The organism is Azospirillum isscasi (genome assembly GCF_030849505.1).
Lineage (GTDB): Bacteria > Pseudomonadota > Alphaproteobacteria > Azospirillales > Azospirillaceae > Azospirillum > Azospirillum isscasi.
In genome coordinates this window covers 34189-51376 of the sequence record NZ_JAUJFI010000020.1, presented here as the reverse complement: position 1 = coordinate 51376, position 17188 = coordinate 34189, and the positions used below count along the sequence as shown (strand labels likewise).

Annotated in this window: 16 protein-coding genes; 9 read left to right on the top strand and 7 right to left on the bottom strand. The window is 70.5% G+C overall.

Annotated features, from left to right (window positions below; translation table 11 throughout):
• Positions 1-1323: tetratricopeptide repeat protein (locus QSG27_RS06630; protein WP_306704424.1), on the top strand; the 1323-nt coding region annotated here is incomplete at its 5' end.
• Here QSG27_RS06630 and QSG27_RS06625 read toward each other — a convergent pair.
• The 5 genes from QSG27_RS06625 to QSG27_RS06605 form a co-directional block, all read right to left on the bottom strand.
• Entirely contained in the window at positions 1307-2677 is a 1371-nt protein-coding gene (locus QSG27_RS06625) for a flagellar hook protein FlgE (RefSeq protein ID WP_306704423.1), read from the bottom strand. The genes QSG27_RS06630 and QSG27_RS06625 overlap by 17 nt on opposite strands.
• Before the next feature lie 216 nt (positions 2678-2893).
• Positions 2894-3586 carry a carbonic anhydrase gene (locus QSG27_RS06620; RefSeq protein ID WP_306704422.1) on the bottom strand — a complete coding sequence of 231 codons (693 nt, stop codon included), beginning with the start codon at positions 3584-3586 and terminating at the stop codon, positions 2894-2896.
• Between the two features lie 57 nt (positions 3587-3643).
• The gene (locus QSG27_RS06615) at positions 3644-4237 is read right to left on the bottom strand and encodes a UbiX family flavin prenyltransferase (RefSeq protein ID WP_306704421.1); all 594 of its coding nucleotides are present in this window, start codon (positions 4235-4237) and stop codon (positions 3644-3646) included.
• Positions 4238-4391: 154 nt separating this feature from the next.
• Positions 4392-5009, bottom strand: a complete 618-nt coding sequence (locus QSG27_RS06610; protein ID WP_306704420.1) for a DUF1013 domain-containing protein — start codon at positions 5007-5009, stop codon at positions 4392-4394.
• Between the two features lie 314 nt (positions 5010-5323).
• Complete coding sequence (locus tag QSG27_RS06605) at positions 5324-6331, bottom strand: NAD(P)H-quinone oxidoreductase (protein WP_306704418.1); 1008 nt, start codon at positions 6329-6331, stop codon at positions 5324-5326.
• A gap of 202 nt (positions 6332-6533) precedes the next feature.
• Between QSG27_RS06605 and QSG27_RS06600 the strand changes: the two genes are divergently transcribed.
• On the top strand, positions 6534-6722 hold the full coding sequence (locus tag QSG27_RS06600) for a DUF1192 domain-containing protein (RefSeq protein WP_306704416.1): 189 nt from the start codon (positions 6534-6536) through the stop codon (positions 6720-6722).
• A gap of 63 nt (positions 6723-6785) precedes the next feature.
• Here the strand turns inward: QSG27_RS06600 and QSG27_RS06595 are convergent, their stop codons facing one another.
• Both QSG27_RS06595 and QSG27_RS06590 read right to left on the bottom strand, forming a co-directional pair.
• Entirely contained in the window at positions 6786-7625 is an 840-nt protein-coding gene (locus QSG27_RS06595) for a DUF2189 domain-containing protein (protein ID WP_306704414.1), read from the bottom strand.
• A gap of 158 nt (positions 7626-7783) precedes the next feature.
• Positions 7784-7960: a DUF4169 family protein gene (locus QSG27_RS06590; protein ID WP_306704412.1), complete on the bottom strand. Its 177-nt coding sequence runs from the start codon at positions 7958-7960 to the stop codon at positions 7784-7786.
• A 204-nt stretch (positions 7961-8164) separates the two neighbouring features.
• Between QSG27_RS06590 and QSG27_RS06585 the strand changes: the two genes are divergently transcribed.
• The 7 genes from QSG27_RS06585 (at position 8165) to QSG27_RS06555 (ending at position 17167) form a co-directional block, all read left to right on the top strand.
• Positions 8165-11626 (top strand): AsmA family protein, encoded by a 3462-nt coding sequence (locus QSG27_RS06585; RefSeq protein WP_306704410.1) that lies wholly within the window; start codon positions 8165-8167, stop codon positions 11624-11626.
• Positions 11627-11719: 93 nt separating this feature from the next.
• Complete coding sequence (locus QSG27_RS06580) at positions 11720-12043, top strand: accessory factor UbiK family protein (protein ID WP_306704408.1); 324 nt, start codon at positions 11720-11722, stop codon at positions 12041-12043.
• A 230-nt stretch (positions 12044-12273) separates the two neighbouring features.
• A complete protein-coding gene (locus tag QSG27_RS06575; RefSeq protein WP_306704406.1) occupies positions 12274-12777 on the top strand; it encodes a type III secretion system chaperone family protein in 504 nt (167 codons plus the stop codon).
• Between the two features lie 5 nt (positions 12778-12782).
• Positions 12783-13655, top strand: coding sequence for a pyrroline-5-carboxylate reductase (gene proC / locus QSG27_RS06570; protein ID WP_306704404.1), 873 nt, complete (start codon positions 12783-12785; stop codon positions 13653-13655).
• Positions 13656-13661: 6 nt separating this feature from the next.
• Positions 13662-14144: a YbaK/EbsC family protein gene (locus QSG27_RS06565; RefSeq protein WP_306704402.1), complete on the top strand. Its 483-nt coding sequence runs from the start codon at positions 13662-13664 to the stop codon at positions 14142-14144.
• A gap of 150 nt (positions 14145-14294) precedes the next feature.
• A complete protein-coding gene (locus QSG27_RS06560; RefSeq protein WP_306704400.1) occupies positions 14295-15950 on the top strand; it encodes an acyl-CoA synthetase in 1656 nt (551 codons plus the stop codon).
• Positions 15947-17167 (top strand): GNAT family N-acetyltransferase, encoded by a 1221-nt coding sequence (locus QSG27_RS06555; protein ID WP_306704398.1) that lies wholly within the window; start codon positions 15947-15949, stop codon positions 17165-17167. Before QSG27_RS06560 ends, QSG27_RS06555 begins: the two co-directional genes overlap by 4 nt.
• Positions 17168-17188: the final 21 nt, after the last annotated feature.

Genomic DNA, 17188 nt, shown 5'->3' with positions numbered 1-17188 from the left:
CTGGCCGAGCGGCGGGCGGAAGCGGCGGAGCGGGCGGCCCCCCGTCCCGCCGCGCTGGCGCCGGGATTGCCGGCGGCCCGCATGCTGCTCGGCTCCGCCTGCGCCGCGCAAAAGCGGAACGAGGAGGCGGAAACCGCCTACCGCGCGGCGCTGGCGCTCGCTCCCGGTTACGGGGCCGCCTGGGAGAATCTCGGATCGCTGCTCGCCGGGCAGGGCCGTTTCGAGGAGGCTCTGGCCGCCTTCGCCGCTGCGGTGGAGCGCGGCACCGCCGGACCGTCCCTGTGGGCGGCGCGCGGCGGCGCCTTGCTCGCCATGGCCCGCCCGGTGGAGGCCCTCGCCGACTTCGACCGGGTGCTGGAGGCCCGCCCCGGCGACGCCGGGATGCGCTGGAACCGCGGCTTCGCCCGGCTGCTGGCCGGGGATTACGAGGGCGGCTGGCCGGAGTTCGACTGGCGCCGTCACGACGCGCGGGCGGAGCCGCCCTGGCGCCGCTTCGCGCAACCCACCTGGACCGGGGAGGACATCGCCGGGCGAACCGTCCTGCTCTACGCCGAACAGGGGCTGGGCGACACCCTGCAATTCGTCCGCTACGTCCCGCTGGTGGCGGAACGCGGGGGGCGGGTGATTTTGGAGGTGCAGCGGCCCTTGCTGGGCGTCCTGTCCGGCCTGACGGGGGTGGAGCGGACGATCGCCCGCGGCGATCCGCTTCCGGACTTCGATCTGGAATGCCCGGTGATGAGCCTGCCGCGCGCCTTCGGCACGACGCTCGACCGCGTGCCCGCCGCCGTGCCCTACCTGCGCCCCGATCCGCGGCGCGCCGCCGCCTGGAACGAACGGCTGGCGGACGGGGAGGGGCTGCGGGTCGGGCTGGTCTGGGCGGGCAACCCGCGCTTTCCCGGCGACGCGCTGCGCTCCCCCCGGCTGGCCGGGCTGCGGCCCGTGCTGGACGTGCCGGGCGTGCGCTTCTTCGGGCTTCAGAAGGGGCCGGGGCGGGAGGATCTGGAGCGGGTGGACATGCCGCCGTCCTTCACCGATCTGGGACCGGAGATCGCCGATTTCGCCGACACCGCGGCGATCATGGCCAACCTGGATCTCGTGATCTCCTCCTGCACCGGACCGGCCCATCTGGCCGGGGCGCTGGGGGTGCCGGTCTGGGTGGTGCTTCCGCTCGCGCCGGACTGGCGCTGGCTGCTGGGGCGGGAGGACAGCCCCTGGTACCCGACCGCCCGGCTGTTCCGCCAGACGCGCGTCGGCGACTGGGCGGAGGTGGCCGGGCGGGCCGCCGACGCGCTGCGCGGCTTGGCCCTTACGACTTCAGGGTGATCGTCGTCTGGGTCATCTCGTCGGCGGTGGACACCAGCTTGGACGCGGCGGAATAGGTGCGCTGCGCCTGGATCAGCGTGGTGAACTGCTCCTCGATCTTCACGTTGGAGCCTTCGACGCTGGCCGTGCTCAGCTTCGCCCCGACGGTCGGCGGCGCGCTGGTGCCGGTCTCGTTGGTCAGGTTGCCGAAGGAGTTCAGGCGGATGGCGCCCGACTCCGCGGTGGTCCGGAACATGGTGCCGGACACGCTTTCCAGATCCGTCGGGTTGACGACCGTCGCGTCGGGGACGCGGTAGATGTAGCGCTGCTTGCCGCCCTGGAAGTTCGCGGCGACGAAACCGTCCGAGGTCAGTTCCGCCCCCTGATAGGTGCCGGCCCGGATGCCGTTGTTGCCCTGGACGATGCCCAACTGCAGGTCGGCGACGCTGGTGATGGAGTTGTTCATCTTCCCATAGGCGCCGAGATCGAGCGTCGTCTGGGCGAAGTTGCCGCCGGGGTTCAGCGTCAGGGTCATGGGATCGCCCGTGGTGCCGCCGGTCAGCGTGCCGTTGCGGGCGAAATTCAGCGTGCCGAGCGGCTGCCAGGTGGTGGGATCGTTCACGTTGGCGTCGCCCACGGCCTTGCCGTCCGCGCCGACGACCCCGGCGTTGAAGACCTGCCATGAGGAGGTGCCGTCCTCCGCCTGCCCGGTCTTCAGGAAGCGCAGGGACATCGCCCCGTCGGCGCCGTCCTTGTCGATCAGGTTCAGCACGACGCCGGTGGTGTTCGCCGTGGTGATCTCCCCGGTCACCGGTTCCTGGCCGCGCGGCAGGTTCAGGTTCAGCGACGCCTGTGTCGTGGCTTCGCGGTAGTCCTGGAGGCCGCTCAGCGAGACCGCCGTCAGGGTGTCGGTGCTTCCGAAGGAGCCGCTGCCGCTGGCGGGGTCGAGCTTGAAGCCCATCAGCGCCTTGCCGGCGCCGTTCACCAGATAACCGTCCTTGTCGGGCGAGAAGTCGCCGGACCGTGTCAGAAACACCGCATCGTCGTTCGAGCGGCCGGTGGCCTTGGACGTGGAGGCCTGGAAGTCCATGTCCTGGACGACGAAGAAGCCGTTGCCGACGATGGCCGCGTTGGTGGTGACGCCGGTCTGGGAAACCGTGCCGCCGGTGTGGTCCAGCCGGTCGAACGCGCGGACGCCGTTGCCGGGCTCCGTGTTGCCGCTGCGGTCGCTCAGCACGAAGTCGGTGAACTGGGTTTCCGACGCCTTGAAGCCGGACGTCGAGGCGTTCGCGATGTTGTTCGAAATGGTGCCCAGCGCCCGGCTCTGCGCCGTCAGCCCGAGAACGCCATTGTTGAAGATCGTGGTGATGCCCATGGTCCGGCCGCCTTGTTCCCGTCGAAGCGCGTCCGCCGGAACGCGCCGACATGGGTTAAGCAACAGGCGTGCCAGAAAGGGGATGGTGAAATAACCCTCTCCCGGGGCGGGAGAGGGAGCCGCCTGCACCGCCGGTTCCGGCGGGGGTGGGCACAATTTTCCCTATGAAGACAGTTCGGCGCCGTCCGCTGGGTAGCTTTCGCCCACCCGAAGCCCTCAATCGACCGGCTCGAACATCTTCGTTTTGGAGTTGATGGCCCACAGGTCGCCGTTGTCCAGATCGAACCACCAGCCGTGCAGCTCCAGCGTCCCGGCTTCCACCCGTTCGCGGACGAAGGGGAAGGTCATCAGGTTGTCGACCGAGGTGCGGACGGCGGCGCGCTCGATCACGTCGGGCTTCTGCTGGAGGCGCTCGAACTCAGCCTTGCGCCGGTCCTCGTCGGTGTCCCCCTGGGCGGGCGGGATGTAGGGATCGAGCGCCGCGCTGGCGATGGACACCCAGGGCGACACGAAGTCGTTCTGGTCCGGCTCGCCCTTGCGCAGGCGGATCAGCCCCTGGATGCCGCCGCACAGGGCGTGGCCAAGGACGATGACGTGGCTGACCTGAAGCACCCGCACCGCGTATTCGATGGCCGCCGAGGTGCCGTGGTAGCTGCCGTCCGGCTGATAGGGCGGGACGAGGTTGGCGACGTTGCGGACAACGAACATCTCCCCCGGCTCGGCCTGGGTCAGCAGCGCCGGATCGACGCGGCTGTCGGAGCAGCCGATCATCAGGATCTTCGGCTTCTGCCCCTCCTCGACAAGCTGGCGCATGCTGTCGGGGCGGCGCTCGTAGTAGCGGGCTCGGAAGCCTTTCATCCCGGCGAGAAGCTGACGAATCGGAACGTCCTGGTCGCGGCTGTGTGGCATCGTTCTGATACCCCTCTTCGGTCGGGATTTAGCGGATGCGGTATAGCCCAGGCCGGTTCATGTTTCCAGAACCTCCGCAGGCGCCGGCTCGCCCCAGCGGCGGACGATGCCCGCGTCCAGCCCGAACAGGTCGAGCGCCCGCCCCACGGCGTGATCGACCAGATCGTCGATGGTCTGCGGGCGGCTGTAGAAGGCGGGGACCGGCGGGGCGATCACCGCGCCCATCTCGGCCAGTTGGGTCATCGTGCGCAGGTGCCCGAGATGCAGCGGCGTCTCGCGCACCATCAGCACCAGCGGGCGCCGTTCCTTCAGCGTGACGTCGGCGGCGCGGGTCAGCAGGGTGGAGGTCACGCCCGTGGCGATCTCGCTCATCGTGCGGACGGAACAGGGGGCGACGATCATGCCCATGGCGCGGAAGCTGCCGCTGGCGATGGCCGCGCCGATGTCGGCGGCGGCGTAGGACACGTCGGCCAGAGCCCGCAGCTCCGCCACCTTCATGTCCGTTTCATGGGCGAGGGTCACTTCGGCGGAGCGGCTGACGACGAGGTGCGATTCGACGCCGATCCGGCGCAGCACGGACAGCATCCGGATGCCCAGGATCACGCCCGAGGCTCCGCTGATGCCGACGACGAGACGGGAGGGTGTGGTCATGCCCGAGATCTAGCGCGTGGGCGGCGCTGCGTCCAGAGCGAGGCGTTCAGGGAGAGGGCGTTCGGGAGCGTGGGGCGGAGGGGGAGGGGAAACCTCCGGCCCCACAAAAGAAAAGCCCCCCTCCCGTCGGGGGAGAGGGGCCGGCGAGGCGGCGTCAGCGCGCCTCTTCCTGCTCCGAATAGGACGACTCGTCGCCGTAGCCCTCTTCGTTCTCCTGGGCCTCGCGCTCCTCCGCGGAGAGCGGGACGCCGCCGCGGCGGACGGCCAGGGCCAGCGCCTCTTCCAGCTCGCGCTGGGTGCACAGGCCGAGCAGCACGGGGTTGCGCGGCTTGATGTTCGGGGCGTTCCAATGGGTGCGGTCGCGCACCGCCGCGATGGTCGGCTTGGTCGTGCCGATCAGGCGGCAGAGCTGGGCGTCCGACAGCTCCGGATGGTGCTTCAGCAGCCAGGCGATGGCGTCGGGCTTGTCGCCGCGCTTGGTGATCGGGGTGTAACGCGGACCCTTGGACCGCGCCGCCGGCAGCGGCAGGTCGGGGACCAGCAGCTTCAGGCGCAGATCCTGGTTGCGCTCGCACCGTTCGATCTCGGCCTTGGTCAACTGACCGTTGGCCACCGGGTCCAGCCCGACCATGCCGACCGCCACCTCGCCATCGGCGATGGCCTGGACCTCCAGGGAATGCAGGCCGCAGAAGGCGGCGATCTGCTCGAAGGTCAAGGATGTGTTCTCGACCAGCCAGACGGCCGTCGCTTTCGGCATCAAGGGCAGTGCCATCGTCCCTCCTGACAACTCCAACCCGACCGCACCCGCTGGCGGGTGGCGCGATCGGCCATACTTTACCGGATAGTCCCGGGCTTCGCCTTCCATATAGGGCCGGAGCCGGTCGATGTAAGCGTGCCCGGGCAGGCGGCCGGGAAATCCCGGACGCCGATCCTCTGCTAACCGTCTTGGCGCGCTTTAGCAAGCCCACCCCGCCGTTCGCAAACCAGAATAGAGCGAAAAAAATTCTTGAAAGGGAATTCCAGGCTGTGATGCCCCGGAATTCCCTTCGCAATCCAACCGTTCGCGGCGGGGCGGTGGTGTGGCGGTCAGCCGCCGACCGTCATGACGATCTTGCCGATGTGCGCGCTGGACTCCATCAGCGCGTGCGCCTCGGCCGCCTGCTCCAGCGTGAAGACCTTGTGGATCACCGGCTTGACCGTGCCGCCTTCGAGCAGCGGCCAGACCTTCTCCCGCAGCGCGGCGGCGATGCGGCCCTTCTCCTCCACCGAGCGGGCGCGCAGGGTGGAGCCGGTGAGGGTCAGGCGCTTGGTCATCACCGGGAACATGTTGATGGAGACCTTCGGCCCCTGGAGGAAGGCGATGGAGACGTGCCGTCCGTCCGGGGCCATGATGCCGATGTCGCGGGCGATGTAGTCGCCGCCCACCATGTCCAGCACCACGTCCACGCCGCGCCCGCCGGTCTCCTTCTGGATGACGGCGGCGAAATCCTCGGTCTTGTAGTCGATGGCGCGGTCGGCGCCCAACTCCTCGCAGGCGCGGCACTTCTCGGCGCTGCCGGCGGTGGTGAACACCGTGGCGCCGAACGCCTTGGCGAGCTGGATGGCCGTGGTGCCGATGCCGCTGGAGCCGCCATGGACCAGCAGCGTCTCGCCGGGTTTCAGCGCGCCGCGCTCGAACACGTTGGTCCAGACGGTGAAGAAGGTCTCCGGAACGGCGGCGGCCTCGACCATGCCGTAGTCCTTCGGGACGGGCAGGAGTTGCGGCGCCGGAACCACGCAATACCGGGCGTAGCCGCCACCGGCGATCAGCGCGCAGACCGCGTCGCCGGCGGCCCACCCCGTCACCCCCTCGCCCAGGGCGGCGACGCGCCCGGCGATCTCCAGGCCCGGCAGGTCGGAGGCGCCCGGCGGCGGGTCGTAGCGGCCCTGGCGCTGCAGCATGTCCGGGCGGTTGACGCCGGCCGCCTCCACCGCCACCAGCACCTCCCCGGGGCCGGGCACCGGGACCGGGCGCCGCACGGTGCGCAGGACCTCCGGGCCGCCGGGTTGCGAAATCTCCACGCAGGTCATGCTGTCCGGCAGGGCGATGCCCATGGTGTCTCCCCCATTCCTCGTTGACGCGGATTCCGCCGGTCCGGTTTTGGCCGGGCCGGTTTTGGCCGGGCCGTTTGTGTCCGTCGGCGTCCAAAGTTAGAATTCCGGACCGGCGCTGACAAGCATGCCCCGCCGGGCTTTCCGGTGGGCGGGAAGCGGACGGCGCGGGGCAGGGATGCGCGAAAGGCGGGAGGAGAGGCCCATGGACATCGACGATCTGGAACCGCGCAAGGCCAAGCCGGCGCCGAAGGACCTGACCGCGCTGGGGGTGGCGGAGCTGAAGGACTACATCGCCGGGCTGGAGGCCGAGATCGCCCGCGCCCGCGCCGCCATCGCCGCCAAGGAGGCGCAGAAGAACGCCGCCGAAGCCTTCTTCAGGAAGCCGTCCTGAGGACATGGACGGCGGAAATCCCCTCTCCCGGGGGCGGGAGAGGGGATTTTGCGCCCGGACGGCTCAGTCCGCGCCGACCAGATCGCGGTAGCAGTGCCAGGAGGCATGGCCGATCAGCGGCAGGGCCAGCGCCAGACCCAGGAAGCCGGTGACCATCCCCGCCGCCGTGAACAGCACGATCAGGAAGGCCCAGACGGCCATGGTCCGCAGGTTCTCGCGCAGCACCGCGATGCTGGTCGCCATGGCGGTGAAGGTGTCGGTGTCGCGGTCCAGCAGCATCGGGATCGACACCACGCTGATGGCGAAGACCGCCGTGGCGATGACGCCGCCCACGATGGTCCCGGTCAGCAGGAACGGAATCGTCTGGGCCGAGAAGAAGATACGGTCGACGAGCTGGTCGAAGGCCGGCGGCTCCGTCGCGAAGAACAGCGCGAACAGAAGGAAGGCGATCCGTATCCAGGCCAGCATCGCCAGCATCAGCGCCAGCCCGACCCCGGCGATCTGCACGCCGTTGCGGTGATAGGCGCCGGCCACCTTCATCAGGGTCGGCGTCTCCCCGCGCTCCAGCAGGCGGCTGGTCTCGTACAGGCCGACCGCGAAGACCGGCCCCAGGAGCATGAAGCCCGCCGCCATCGGCAGCACCAGATACTGCATGTCGTACATCGCGAGCCCGGCCACCAGCACGAAGCTGGAGATGACCGCCAACAGGCCGTAGGTGGCGCTGATCATCGGGCTGGCGCACATGTCGCGCCAGCCGGCGCTCAGCCACACCCAGGGACGGTCGACGTCGACGCTGCGGATTCGCGGAAGATAGGGGGCCGGCTTGTGGAATTCGGACGGTTCTTTGTGCCGGGTCGGCTGATGGAATTGGGACGCACCGCGGTGAGACGACATGTCGACCATGATGATGGTCCTCCCCTTGTGCCCATTGCGCCTCTCGTGAGGGGAAATGTAGCAAAGCGGCCCGCAGCGTTCCAGATTGTCTTATGGACGAACTGTTCGAATGACGAATTGTCACAAAAGCGATACCAAAGTGTGGCCCCGGGGCATGGTCCGGGCCGTCACTCCTCGACCTTCTTGCCGTCCAGCGCGGCGTCGCGGCGTTCGGCCTCCTGGCGGTCGCGCAGCTTCTCGGCCTTGGTGCGCCCGAAGCGGACACGGTTCTCCTCGGCGGTCTTCCCACGCTCCTCCTTCTGGCGCATCTTCCGGAAGCGGTTCAGGTTGACGACATCGGCCATGGGGGCATCTCCGGACGGCGGGGCATTTCGTCCTTCGGGCAACTTGGCCGTTGGAATGCCCAAATTGCTTGTTTTCTTTCGTGGCGATAGCTTAGCGGAAGGCGGCACCTCCCGGAAGACCGGAGCGGGCGCCGGCGGTTCGCGCGGCTTGTGGCAAAGATACGGCGACTCAACAGCCGAACGGTGGGGAAGGCGGGTCAACCGGTGAAGAAACTCCTGATCGCGGCGCTGATTCTCGTCGGCCTGCTGGCGGCGGCGGTGCTGTTCGTGCCCAGCGTGGTCGATTGGAACGCCTACAAGGCCCAGATCGCGGACAAGGTATCCGCCGCCACGGGCCGCAAGGTGGAGTTGAAGGGCGATATCGGCCTGTCGCTGCTGCCGGCCCCGGCGCTGACGGTGCGCGACGCCCGGCTGGCCAACGCGCCCGGCGGGTCGGAGGAGGACATGGCCCGCCTGAAGGAGCTGGACGTCCGGGTGGCGCTCGGGCCCCTGCTCGGCGGGCACATCCAGGTGCAGAGCATCAAGCTGATCGACCCCACCTTCCTGTTCGAGACGCTGCCCGACGGGCGCTTCAACTGGGATCTGTCGGCTGCCGGCCGTCCGGCGGGCGGCGGTCAGGGCGGATCGGGCGACGGGCTGGCCTCCGCGGTCAGCTTCGATCAGGTGACGGTGCAGAACGGCACCATCCTCTACCGCGACGCCCGCACCGGCCAGTCGGAGGTGATCGACCAGCTCGACGCGCGCATCGTCGCCGGCAGCTTCACCGGGCCGTTCCAGGGGCAGGGCAGCTTCCGGGCGCGCGGCGTGCCGCTGCGCGGGGAGATGTTCGTCAGCCGCCTGATCGACGGCGCCGCCGTCCAGGTCCGGGCGTCGCTGTCCATGTCCGACACCGACGCCACGCTGCGTTTCGCCGGCATCGTCACCAACCCGCCGGGCAGCGGCGGTTCGCGCGCCCAGGGCGATCTGCGCGCCGAGGGCAGCGACCTGTCGCGTGCCCTGGCCCTGGTCCGTGGCGCCGGCGCTGGTAGCGAGGGCAAGGGGACCAACGCGCTGCTCGCCCAGCCCTTCGGCATCCGCACGGCGGTCGAGGCGTCCCCGGCGGGGGCGAGCTTCACCAATCTGGAGGGACAGCTCGGCGACACGCGGGCCACCGGCACGGCCACCCTGCGCACCGGAACGCCCGCAAGGGCGGAGGTGACGCTGGCGCTCAACCGGCTCGACCTCGACGCCTGGCTGGACCGCGCCGGTTCCGGTACCGACGGCGGTGCCCAGCCGGCGGCCCCGCGCAACGGGACGGCGGCCAAGGGCGTTCCGTCCTCCACCCCTTCCGCGGGCGCACCGTCCGCCGGGGGCGCCCCCGCGGGCGGCGGCACGGCCCAGCCGGGCGGGTTCGCCCTGCCGGAGGGGCTGGACGCCAAGCTCGACCTCGCGGTGGACGGCATCACCTACAACGGCGGCGTGGTCCGCCAGGGGCGGGTGGAGGCCAGCCTGACCGGCGGCAAACTGAACATCGACCGGTTCAGCGCGCTGCTTCCCGGCGGGTCCGACATCGTGGCGGCGGGGGAACTGGCGGCGGCCAACGGCCAGCCGAACCTCTCCCTGCGCATGGAGGCCAACGCCGACAACCTGCGCGCCCTGCTGGAATGGTTGCGGGTGGACGTGCGCGCCGTGCCGGCGGACCGTTTGCGCCGCGCCTCGGTCGCGGCTCAGGTCCAGGGGCGGCCCGGACGGCTGGACGTGAGCGGGCTGGACCTGCGGGTGGACGCCAGCCGCCTGACCGGCGCCGTCGCCTATGTGGACCGCGGGCGGCCCGCCTTCGGGGCGCGGCTCGCCCTCGACCGGCTGAATCTCGACGCCTATCTCCCCCAGACGGGCGGCAACGCGGCGGCCCAGGCGGCGCCCGCCGCCGCTCCGGCAACCGCCCCGGCGGGCACCAACATGACCCCGGCGCCCGCGCGCAACGGACGCCCGCCGATGACGCCGGCCCGGCTGCTGGCCGGCGTGGACGCCAATCTGGAGCTGTCGGTCGGGCAATTGACCGTCCGCAACACGCTGGTCCAGGGGCTGCGGCTGGACGCCACCGCGGCGGGCGGCGCCCTGTCGATCAAGGAAGCGAAGGTGGAGGACGCCGCCGGGGTGAAGCTCCGGCTGGACGGGCAGATCGCCGGGCTTGAACCGCTGCGCGGCGCGCATCTGACGCTGAACGCCGAGGCGGCCAGCCTGGAGGGGCTGTCGCGCGCCGTCCCCTGGCCGGAGGGCGTGCCCGCGCCGGAGCGGCTGGGCGCCGTGAAGGCGCAGGCCCGCCTGTCCGGCGACGCCGAGCGTCTGGCGGTCGAGCTGGGGCTCGACGCCGCGGAAGGCTCGCTGGAGGCGGGCGGCACGCTGCTGAACGTCGAGAAGGACCCCTCCGCCGACCTGAAGCTGCGCGTCAAGCATCCGGAGCTGGTCCGGCTCGCCGGCCTGTTCGCCGACGACGCGGTGTCCGGCTCCTACGGCCCGATGGACCTCTACACGGAACTGGCGGGGACGCGGAAAGCCTTCACGCTGGGCAACATCCAGGGCGTGCTGGCCGGCGTGCCGGTCAAGGGCAAGGCCGGGGCCGACCTGAACGGCAGCAAGCCGCGGGTCGAGGCCGATCTCCAGACCGGCGACCTGGAGCTGGACCGTCTGGCGGCGCTTCCCGCGGCGGCCTCCCGCCCGGCCGGCGGTGCTCCCGCACCTGCGTCCTCCGCTCCGGCGGCGGGGGCGGCGTCCCCGGGCGCGCCCGGGGAATCCGCCACGGCGGATTTCGGCTGGCTGCGCCGGTTCGACGGGCGCTTGGCGCTGACCTCATCCGCGTTGGTCAAGGGCGGGACGCGGATCGAAAATCCGGCCCTGCGCGCCACCGTGATGAACGGGGTGCTGACGGTGGAGCGGTTCGACGGCGGCCTGATGGGCGGCCAACTCGGCGCCACCGGGCGGCTCGCCGCGCCGGGCAACCAGCCGCCGACCGCGGAGGCCACCGTCACCCTGTCCAAGGCCAAGCTGGCCGAGGCGGTGGGCGGTGGGTTGGGCGGCGGCGCGGTGGAGATCGCCGGGGGCGTGCTGGACGCCGAGGCCAACCTGACCACCAGCGGGGCCGGCGGCGACGCCATGCTGAAGGCGCTGTCCGGCCAGGGCCGGATCAGCGCCCGCGACGGCCTGCTCCGCGGCTTCGACCTGGGCGCCCTGCGCGACCGGCTGACGAAGCTGGAGCGCCCGCAGGAGCTTCTGGGCGCGGTGATGGGCGGGCTTCAGGGCGGCGAGACCCGCTTCGCCCGGCTGGACGGCAGCTTCGCCATCGACCATGGCGTGGCGCGGACGGAGGACACGCGCCTGACCTCCGAACTGGGCGAGGCGACGGCGGCGGGGCAGGTCAACCTGCCGGCGCGGACCATCGACATGCGCGTCCGCCTGACCGTGACGTCCGAGCCGCCGCTGCCGCCGCTGACGGTGCGGATGACCGGCGCGCTGGACAAGCCGACCCGCTCCTTCGAGATGCAGGAGGTGCAGGAGTATTTCGCCCGCCGCGCCGCCGAAGGGTTGCTGAACAGGGTGGTGCCGAAGGACCTGCCGCTTCCCGGCGGCGGCGGGACCCCGAAGCCCGACGCGCTTCTGAAGGGGCTGATCGACGGGTTGCGGCGCTGAGGGGGGCCTCCCGTGACGCATCGCGTCCAAGCCCGTTGAAGTTCTGTGGGTCGGGTCCCATAATGCGGCAGACAAGAAGCGGATTTTGAGTCGATGCAGGTGGACAATAAGATTCTGGACGATCTGGCCCGCGTCGCGGGTGGCGCGCTCGGCGCGCTGTCGTCCCTGCGCGAGGAAGCTGAGGCGCAGATGCGCCAGCAGTTCGAGCGCGTTCTGTCGCGGATGGACGTGGTGAGCCGCGAGGAGTACGAGGCCGTCCGCGCCATGGCCGCGAAGGCCCGCGAGGAGCAGGAGGCCATGGCCGAGCGCATCGCCGCGCTGGAGGCCACGGTGGCGATCCTGCTGGCCGACCGTGCGCCGCAGCCCCTGGTGGGCGCCCCCGGTTCCACCGGTGGCGGCAGCACCGGGCCGGCCTGATCTCAAGGCCCGATCCCCGGCTTGATCCTCCGGGGGTCCCGCCCGTCACCGATCCTTCACGGATGCACCGCCGAAAACCTGTTGCGCCGGCCAAACCCTTTTGGCACGGTGCCCTGGGTGGTATCCATCCGGCTGTAAGCCACAACATCTCGGGGCTCCCCCTTCGCCCGTGAAGGCGGGCCGGCCCCGGGGCGGTTCCGTCCACCGCGCCTTCACAGGAGGACGCCGACATGTCGGCTGTTGCCGTCGACACCCAATCTTCCGCGCACAACCCCCTGGACATCGTCGAGGAGATCGTCACCGCCAACGAATGGCCCTTCGAGCGGGCCGGCGAAGACGAACTGATCGTCGAGATCGGCGGGCGCTGGTGCGATTACCGGCTCTATTTCGTCTGGCAGTCCGACGTCAGCGCGATGCAGTTCTCCTGCCAGTTCGACATGAAGGTCCCGGCGGCGCGCCGCTCCTCCGTGAACGACCTGCTGGCGGAGGTGAACGCGCGCATGTGGCTGGGCCATTTTGACGTCTGCGCGGAGGAGCACACCCCGATGTTCCGCCAGACCATGCTGCTGCGCGGCTCGCGCGGCGCCACGGTGGAGCAGCTGGAAGACCTCGTGGAGATCGCCCTGTCGGAGTGCGAGCGCTTCTACCCCGCCTTCCAGTTCGTGATCTGGGGCGGCAAGTCGGCGGCGGAGGCGGTGTCCGCCGCCATTCTGGACACCGCCGGGGAGGCGTGACCGCCATGACGCAGAGTGGGGCGCAGGGTTGCACATTGCTTCTGGCCGGCTGCGGCAAGATGGGCGGCGCGATGCTCGACGGCTGGCTGAAGGCCGGCATCGCGTCCAGCGTCGCCGTGGTCGAACCGTCGGGCCTGCCGGAGTCCCTGCGCGGCAACCCCGCCGTCGTCCTGGTGAGCGGTCCGGACGCCTTGCCCGCCGGCTTCGCACCGGATGTCGTCGTTCTGGCCGTGAAGCCGCAGGTGATGGACACGGTGCTTCCGGCCTACCGGGCGCTGGTCCGCCCCGGCACGGTGTTCCTGTCGGTGGCCGCCGGCAAGACCATCGCCTCCTTCGAATCAGCATTGGGCGAATCAGCATTGGGCGAATCGGCGTTGGGCAAATCCGCGCTGGGGGAGGGGGCGGCCATCGTCCGCTCCATGCCCAACACGCCCGCCGCCATCGGGCGCGGCATGACCGTCGCCGTCGGCAACCCGGTGGTGACCGAGGCCCAGAAGGCACTGTGCGATTCGCTGCTGCGCGCGGTGGGTGACGTCGCCTGGGTCGAGGACGAGTCGCTTCTCGACCCCGTCACGGCGGTGTCGGGCAGCGGTCCCGCCTATGTTTTCCTGATGGTGGAGGCCATGGCGAAGGCCGGCGAGGCCGCCGGACTGCCCGCCGAACTTGCCATGCGTCTGGCGCGGGCCACGGTTGCAGGGGCGGGCGAGTTGCTCCACCAGTCCCCGACCGACGCCGCCGACCTGCGCAAGGCGGTGACCAGCCCCAACGGCACCACCCAGGCGGCGCTGGACGTGCTGATGGCCGGGGACGGGATTCAGCCGCTGCTCGACCGCGCCGTGGCCGCCGCGGCGCGCCGCTCCCGCGAACTGGCGAAGTAACGCGCCATGGCCGCCCTCAGCCCCTCCGCCCAGCGGGTCCAGGAGCTTCTCGACCGCTTCGGCCACGGCCACGCGGTTGTGGAGCACGAGGGCAGCACCCGCACGTCCGAGGACGCCGCCAACGCCGTCGGCTGCGCCGTGGCGCAGATTGCCAAGTCCTTGATCTTCCGCGCGAAAGATACCGGCCGCCCGGTGCTGGTGGTGGCCAGCGGGGCCAACCGGGTGGACGAGAAGGCGGTGGGCCGCCTGATCGGCGAGAAGATCGAACGGGCCGATCCGGACTTCGTGCGGGACAACACCGGCTTCGCCATCGGCGGGGTTCCGCCCATCGGCCACGCCGTGCCGCCGCTGGTCCTGATCGACGCCGATCTGATGGCTCTGGAGACCGTCTGGGCCGCCGCCGGCACCCCCAACGCGGTCTTCCGACTGACCCCGGCGCAACTCGTCGGCATGACCGGCGGGCGGGTCGAAACGGTCCGCAAGGGCTGAGCGCGGACCGGGAAAGCCGGTCAACCGGGCAGGATGCCGCAGCGCGGCAAGACCGCGCATCGCCTGGGCAGCCCTCTTCCAAGCCTCTGGATTCTCTGGCAAGACTCATCCCAACGAGTTCTTGAACAGAGACGCATAAGGGAGGCCCCCGTGACCGACGCCCGGCACAACCCGTACGAGACCGACCTCGACCAGAACGCCGCCAACACGGTGCCTCTGTCGCCGCTCTCCTTCCTGCGCCGCACCGCCGCCGTCTATCCGCAGCGCATCGCCGTGATCCACGGCCCGGTCCGCCGCACCTGGGCGGAAACCTACGAGCGTTGCGTGCGCCTCGCCTCGGCCCTGTCGAAGCGCGGCATCGGGCCGGGCGACACGGTCGCGGTGATGGCCCCCAACACGCCGGAATCCTTCGAGGCGCATTTCGGCGTGCCGATGACCGGCGGCGTCCTGAACGCCCTGAACATCCGTCTGGACGCGGAGGCGCTGGCCTTCATCCTGGAGCATGGCGAGGCGAAGGTCCTGCTGACCGACCGGGAATTCTCCGGCGTGATCTCCAAGGCCGTCCACATGCTGGAGCCGAAGCGCCGCCCCATCGTCATCGACATCGACGACCCGCAGGCCAAGGGCGGCGAACTGATCGGGGAGCAGACCTACGAGCAGTTCCTGGAGACCGGCGACCCGGCCTATGAGTGGCCGATGCCGACCGACGAGTGGCAGGCCATCGCGCTGAACTACACCAGCGGCACCACCGGCAACCCGAAGGGCGTCGTCTACCACCACCGCGGCGCCTACCTGAACGCCATGGGCAACGTGCTGACCTGGGCGATGCCGCACCATCCCGTCTATCTGTGGACTCTGCCGATGTTCCACTGCAACGGCTGGTGCTTCCCCTGGACGGTCACCGCCATGGCCGGCACCAACGTCTGCGTCCGCGCCATCACCGCCAAGGGCATCTACGACGCGCTGGCCGATCTGGGCGTCACCCACATGTGCGGCGCCCCCATCATCATGGGCCTGATCGTCAACGCCCCGGAGGACCAGAAGCGGGAGATTCCGCGCGGCGTCAAGATGATGACCGCCGGCGCCGCCCCGCCCGCCGCGGTGATCGAGAAGATCGAGCGTCTCGGCTTCGACGTCACCCACGTCTACGGCCTGACCGAGGTCTACGGCCCGGTCACCATCTGCGCCTGGCACGAGCACTGGAACGAGCTGCCGCTGGAAGAGCGCGCGGCGCTGAAGGCGCGGCAGGGCGTGAACTACGCCACGCTGGAAGGGCTGATGGTCGCCGACCCCAACACGCTCCAGCCGACCCGCAAGGACGGCGTGACGATGGGCGAGATCTTCATGCGCGGGAACACCGTCATGAAGGGCTATCTGAAGAACCCGCGGGCCACGCAGGAAGCCTTCTCGGGCGGCTGGTTCCACACCGGCGACCTCGGCGTCTGGCATCCCGACGGCTACATCGAGCTGAAGGACCGCTCCAAGGACATCATCATCTCCGGCGGCGAGAACATCTCGACCATCGAGGTCGAGTCGGTCCTCTACAAGCATCCGGACATCGTGGAGGCCGCCGTGGTCGCCCGCCCGGACGAGAAGTGGGGCGAGACGCCCTGCGCCTTCGTCACGCTGAAGGACGGCAAGACCCTGACGGAGGCGGAGGTGATCGCCTATTGCCGCGAGCATCTGGCCCACTTCAAATGCCCGCGCACCGTCGTCTTCACCGCCCTGCCGAAGACCTCGACCGGCAAGATCCAGAAGTATGTGCTGCGCGACCAGGCCCGTGCGCTGAACGGGACGAAGGCGTGACGGCTGTGGCCGGGGGCTTCGGCCCCCTTCTGCCGGAGGAATGGGAGGACGCCGCGGCCCTGGTCCGCCAGGGCTTCGGCATCCCCCGCGAGTATTTTGACCGGTCCGTGGAGCTGTTCGGGCCGGACGTGATGCGCGGCCTGCGCGCCGGGCCGGAGACGGACCGCGCCGGTCAGGTCGTCGCCTGCGCCGCCGTCTGGCCCATGGACCAATGGTTCGGCGGGCGCCCGGTGCCGTCCTGCGGGGTGGCGGCGGTCGCCGTCGATCCGGCGGAGCGCGGGCGCGGCTGCGGCAGCGCGCTGATGCGCGGCGTTCTGGAGGAGGCGCGGGCCGGGGGCGCCGCGCTGTCCGTGCTCTACCCCGCGACCTTGCCGCTCTACACCCGCCTTGGATTCGGGCGGGGCGGGGTGTCCTTCGACTGGAGCGCACCGCCGGCCTCGCTTGCCGCCGGGCCGCCGCCGGGGGACGGACGGGTCCGCCGCACCGACGCCGCGGACGCCAGCCATCTTGCGGCACTTCGCCGCAGTCTGCTCGTGTCGGGCAACGGTCTGGTGGAGCGCAACGAAGGACTGTGGAGCTTCGCCCTCTGTCCGGACGGCGTTCCGTCCGACGTCTATACCCTGGATGGTCCTGCGGGGCCGGAAGGATACATCGCGGTTGCGCCGCCGGCCAAGCGCCGGCTGGCCGTGGCCGACCTCTGCCTGCTCAGCCCGCGGGCGGTTCGGCTGGCGCAGGGCTTCCTGGGCGGCTATCGGGCGCAGGTGGACCGCGTTTCCTGGCGCGGCGGGCCGGACGACCCGCTGATTCTGCTCGCCCCGGACAGCGGGCCTCGGGCGGACGCGCGGGACGAGTGGCTTTTGCGCATTCTGGACGTCCGCCGCGCTCTGGAAGCCCGCGGATACCCACCGGGAATTGTAGGAGAGCTGACCCTGGATGTTTCGGATTCCTTGATTCCGGGCAATTCCGGGTGTTTCCGGCTGCGCCTGTCCGGCGGAAAAGCCGCCGTGTACCCCCTGCCGAAGGGGGTGGGCGGCAGCGAAAAGGCGGCAGGAGCGGTGCTTTCGCTGTCTGCCGCGGCCCTCGCCACCCTCTACAGCGGGCACAAAGGTCCGGGTGTTCTCCGTCAGGTTGGGCTCCTGCGCGGCGGGGAGGATGCTATGGCTTTGGCGGCGTTGATTTTCTCGGGCCCGGCGCCGTGGATGCCGGACCGGTTCTGAATCGGTGTTACCAATCGCTTC

Excerpts from the sequence above, each read along its gene's own strand:
- QSG27_RS06625 (WP_306704423.1), bottom strand. The coding sequence starts at position 2,677 with ATGGGCATCACCACGATCTTCAACAATGGCGTTCTCGGGCTGACGGCG.
- QSG27_RS06620 (WP_306704422.1), bottom strand. The coding sequence starts at position 3,586 with ATGCCACACAGCCGCGACCAGGACGTTCCGATTCGTCAGCTTCTCGCC.
- QSG27_RS06615 (WP_306704421.1), bottom strand. The coding sequence starts at position 4,237 with ATGACCACACCCTCCCGTCTCGTCGTCGGCATCAGCGGAGCCTCGGGC.
- QSG27_RS06610 (WP_306704420.1), bottom strand. The coding sequence starts at position 5,009 with ATGGCACTGCCCTTGATGCCGAAAGCGACGGCCGTCTGGCTGGTCGAG.
- QSG27_RS06605 (WP_306704418.1), bottom strand. The coding sequence starts at position 6,331 with ATGGGCATCGCCCTGCCGGACAGCATGACCTGCGTGGAGATTTCGCAA.
- QSG27_RS06600 (WP_306704416.1), top strand. The coding sequence starts at position 6,534 with ATGGACATCGACGATCTGGAACCGCGCAAGGCCAAGCCGGCGCCGAAG.
- QSG27_RS06595 (WP_306704414.1), bottom strand. The coding sequence starts at position 7,625 with ATGGTCGACATGTCGTCTCACCGCGGTGCGTCCCAATTCCATCAGCCG.
- QSG27_RS06590 (WP_306704412.1), bottom strand. The coding sequence starts at position 7,960 with ATGGCCGATGTCGTCAACCTGAACCGCTTCCGGAAGATGCGCCAGAAG.
- QSG27_RS06580 (WP_306704408.1), top strand. The coding sequence starts at position 11,720 with ATGCAGGTGGACAATAAGATTCTGGACGATCTGGCCCGCGTCGCGGGT.
- QSG27_RS06575 (WP_306704406.1), top strand. The coding sequence starts at position 12,274 with ATGTCGGCTGTTGCCGTCGACACCCAATCTTCCGCGCACAACCCCCTG.
- proC (WP_306704404.1), top strand. The coding sequence starts at position 12,783 with ATGACGCAGAGTGGGGCGCAGGGTTGCACATTGCTTCTGGCCGGCTGC.
- QSG27_RS06565 (WP_306704402.1), top strand. The coding sequence starts at position 13,662 with ATGGCCGCCCTCAGCCCCTCCGCCCAGCGGGTCCAGGAGCTTCTCGAC.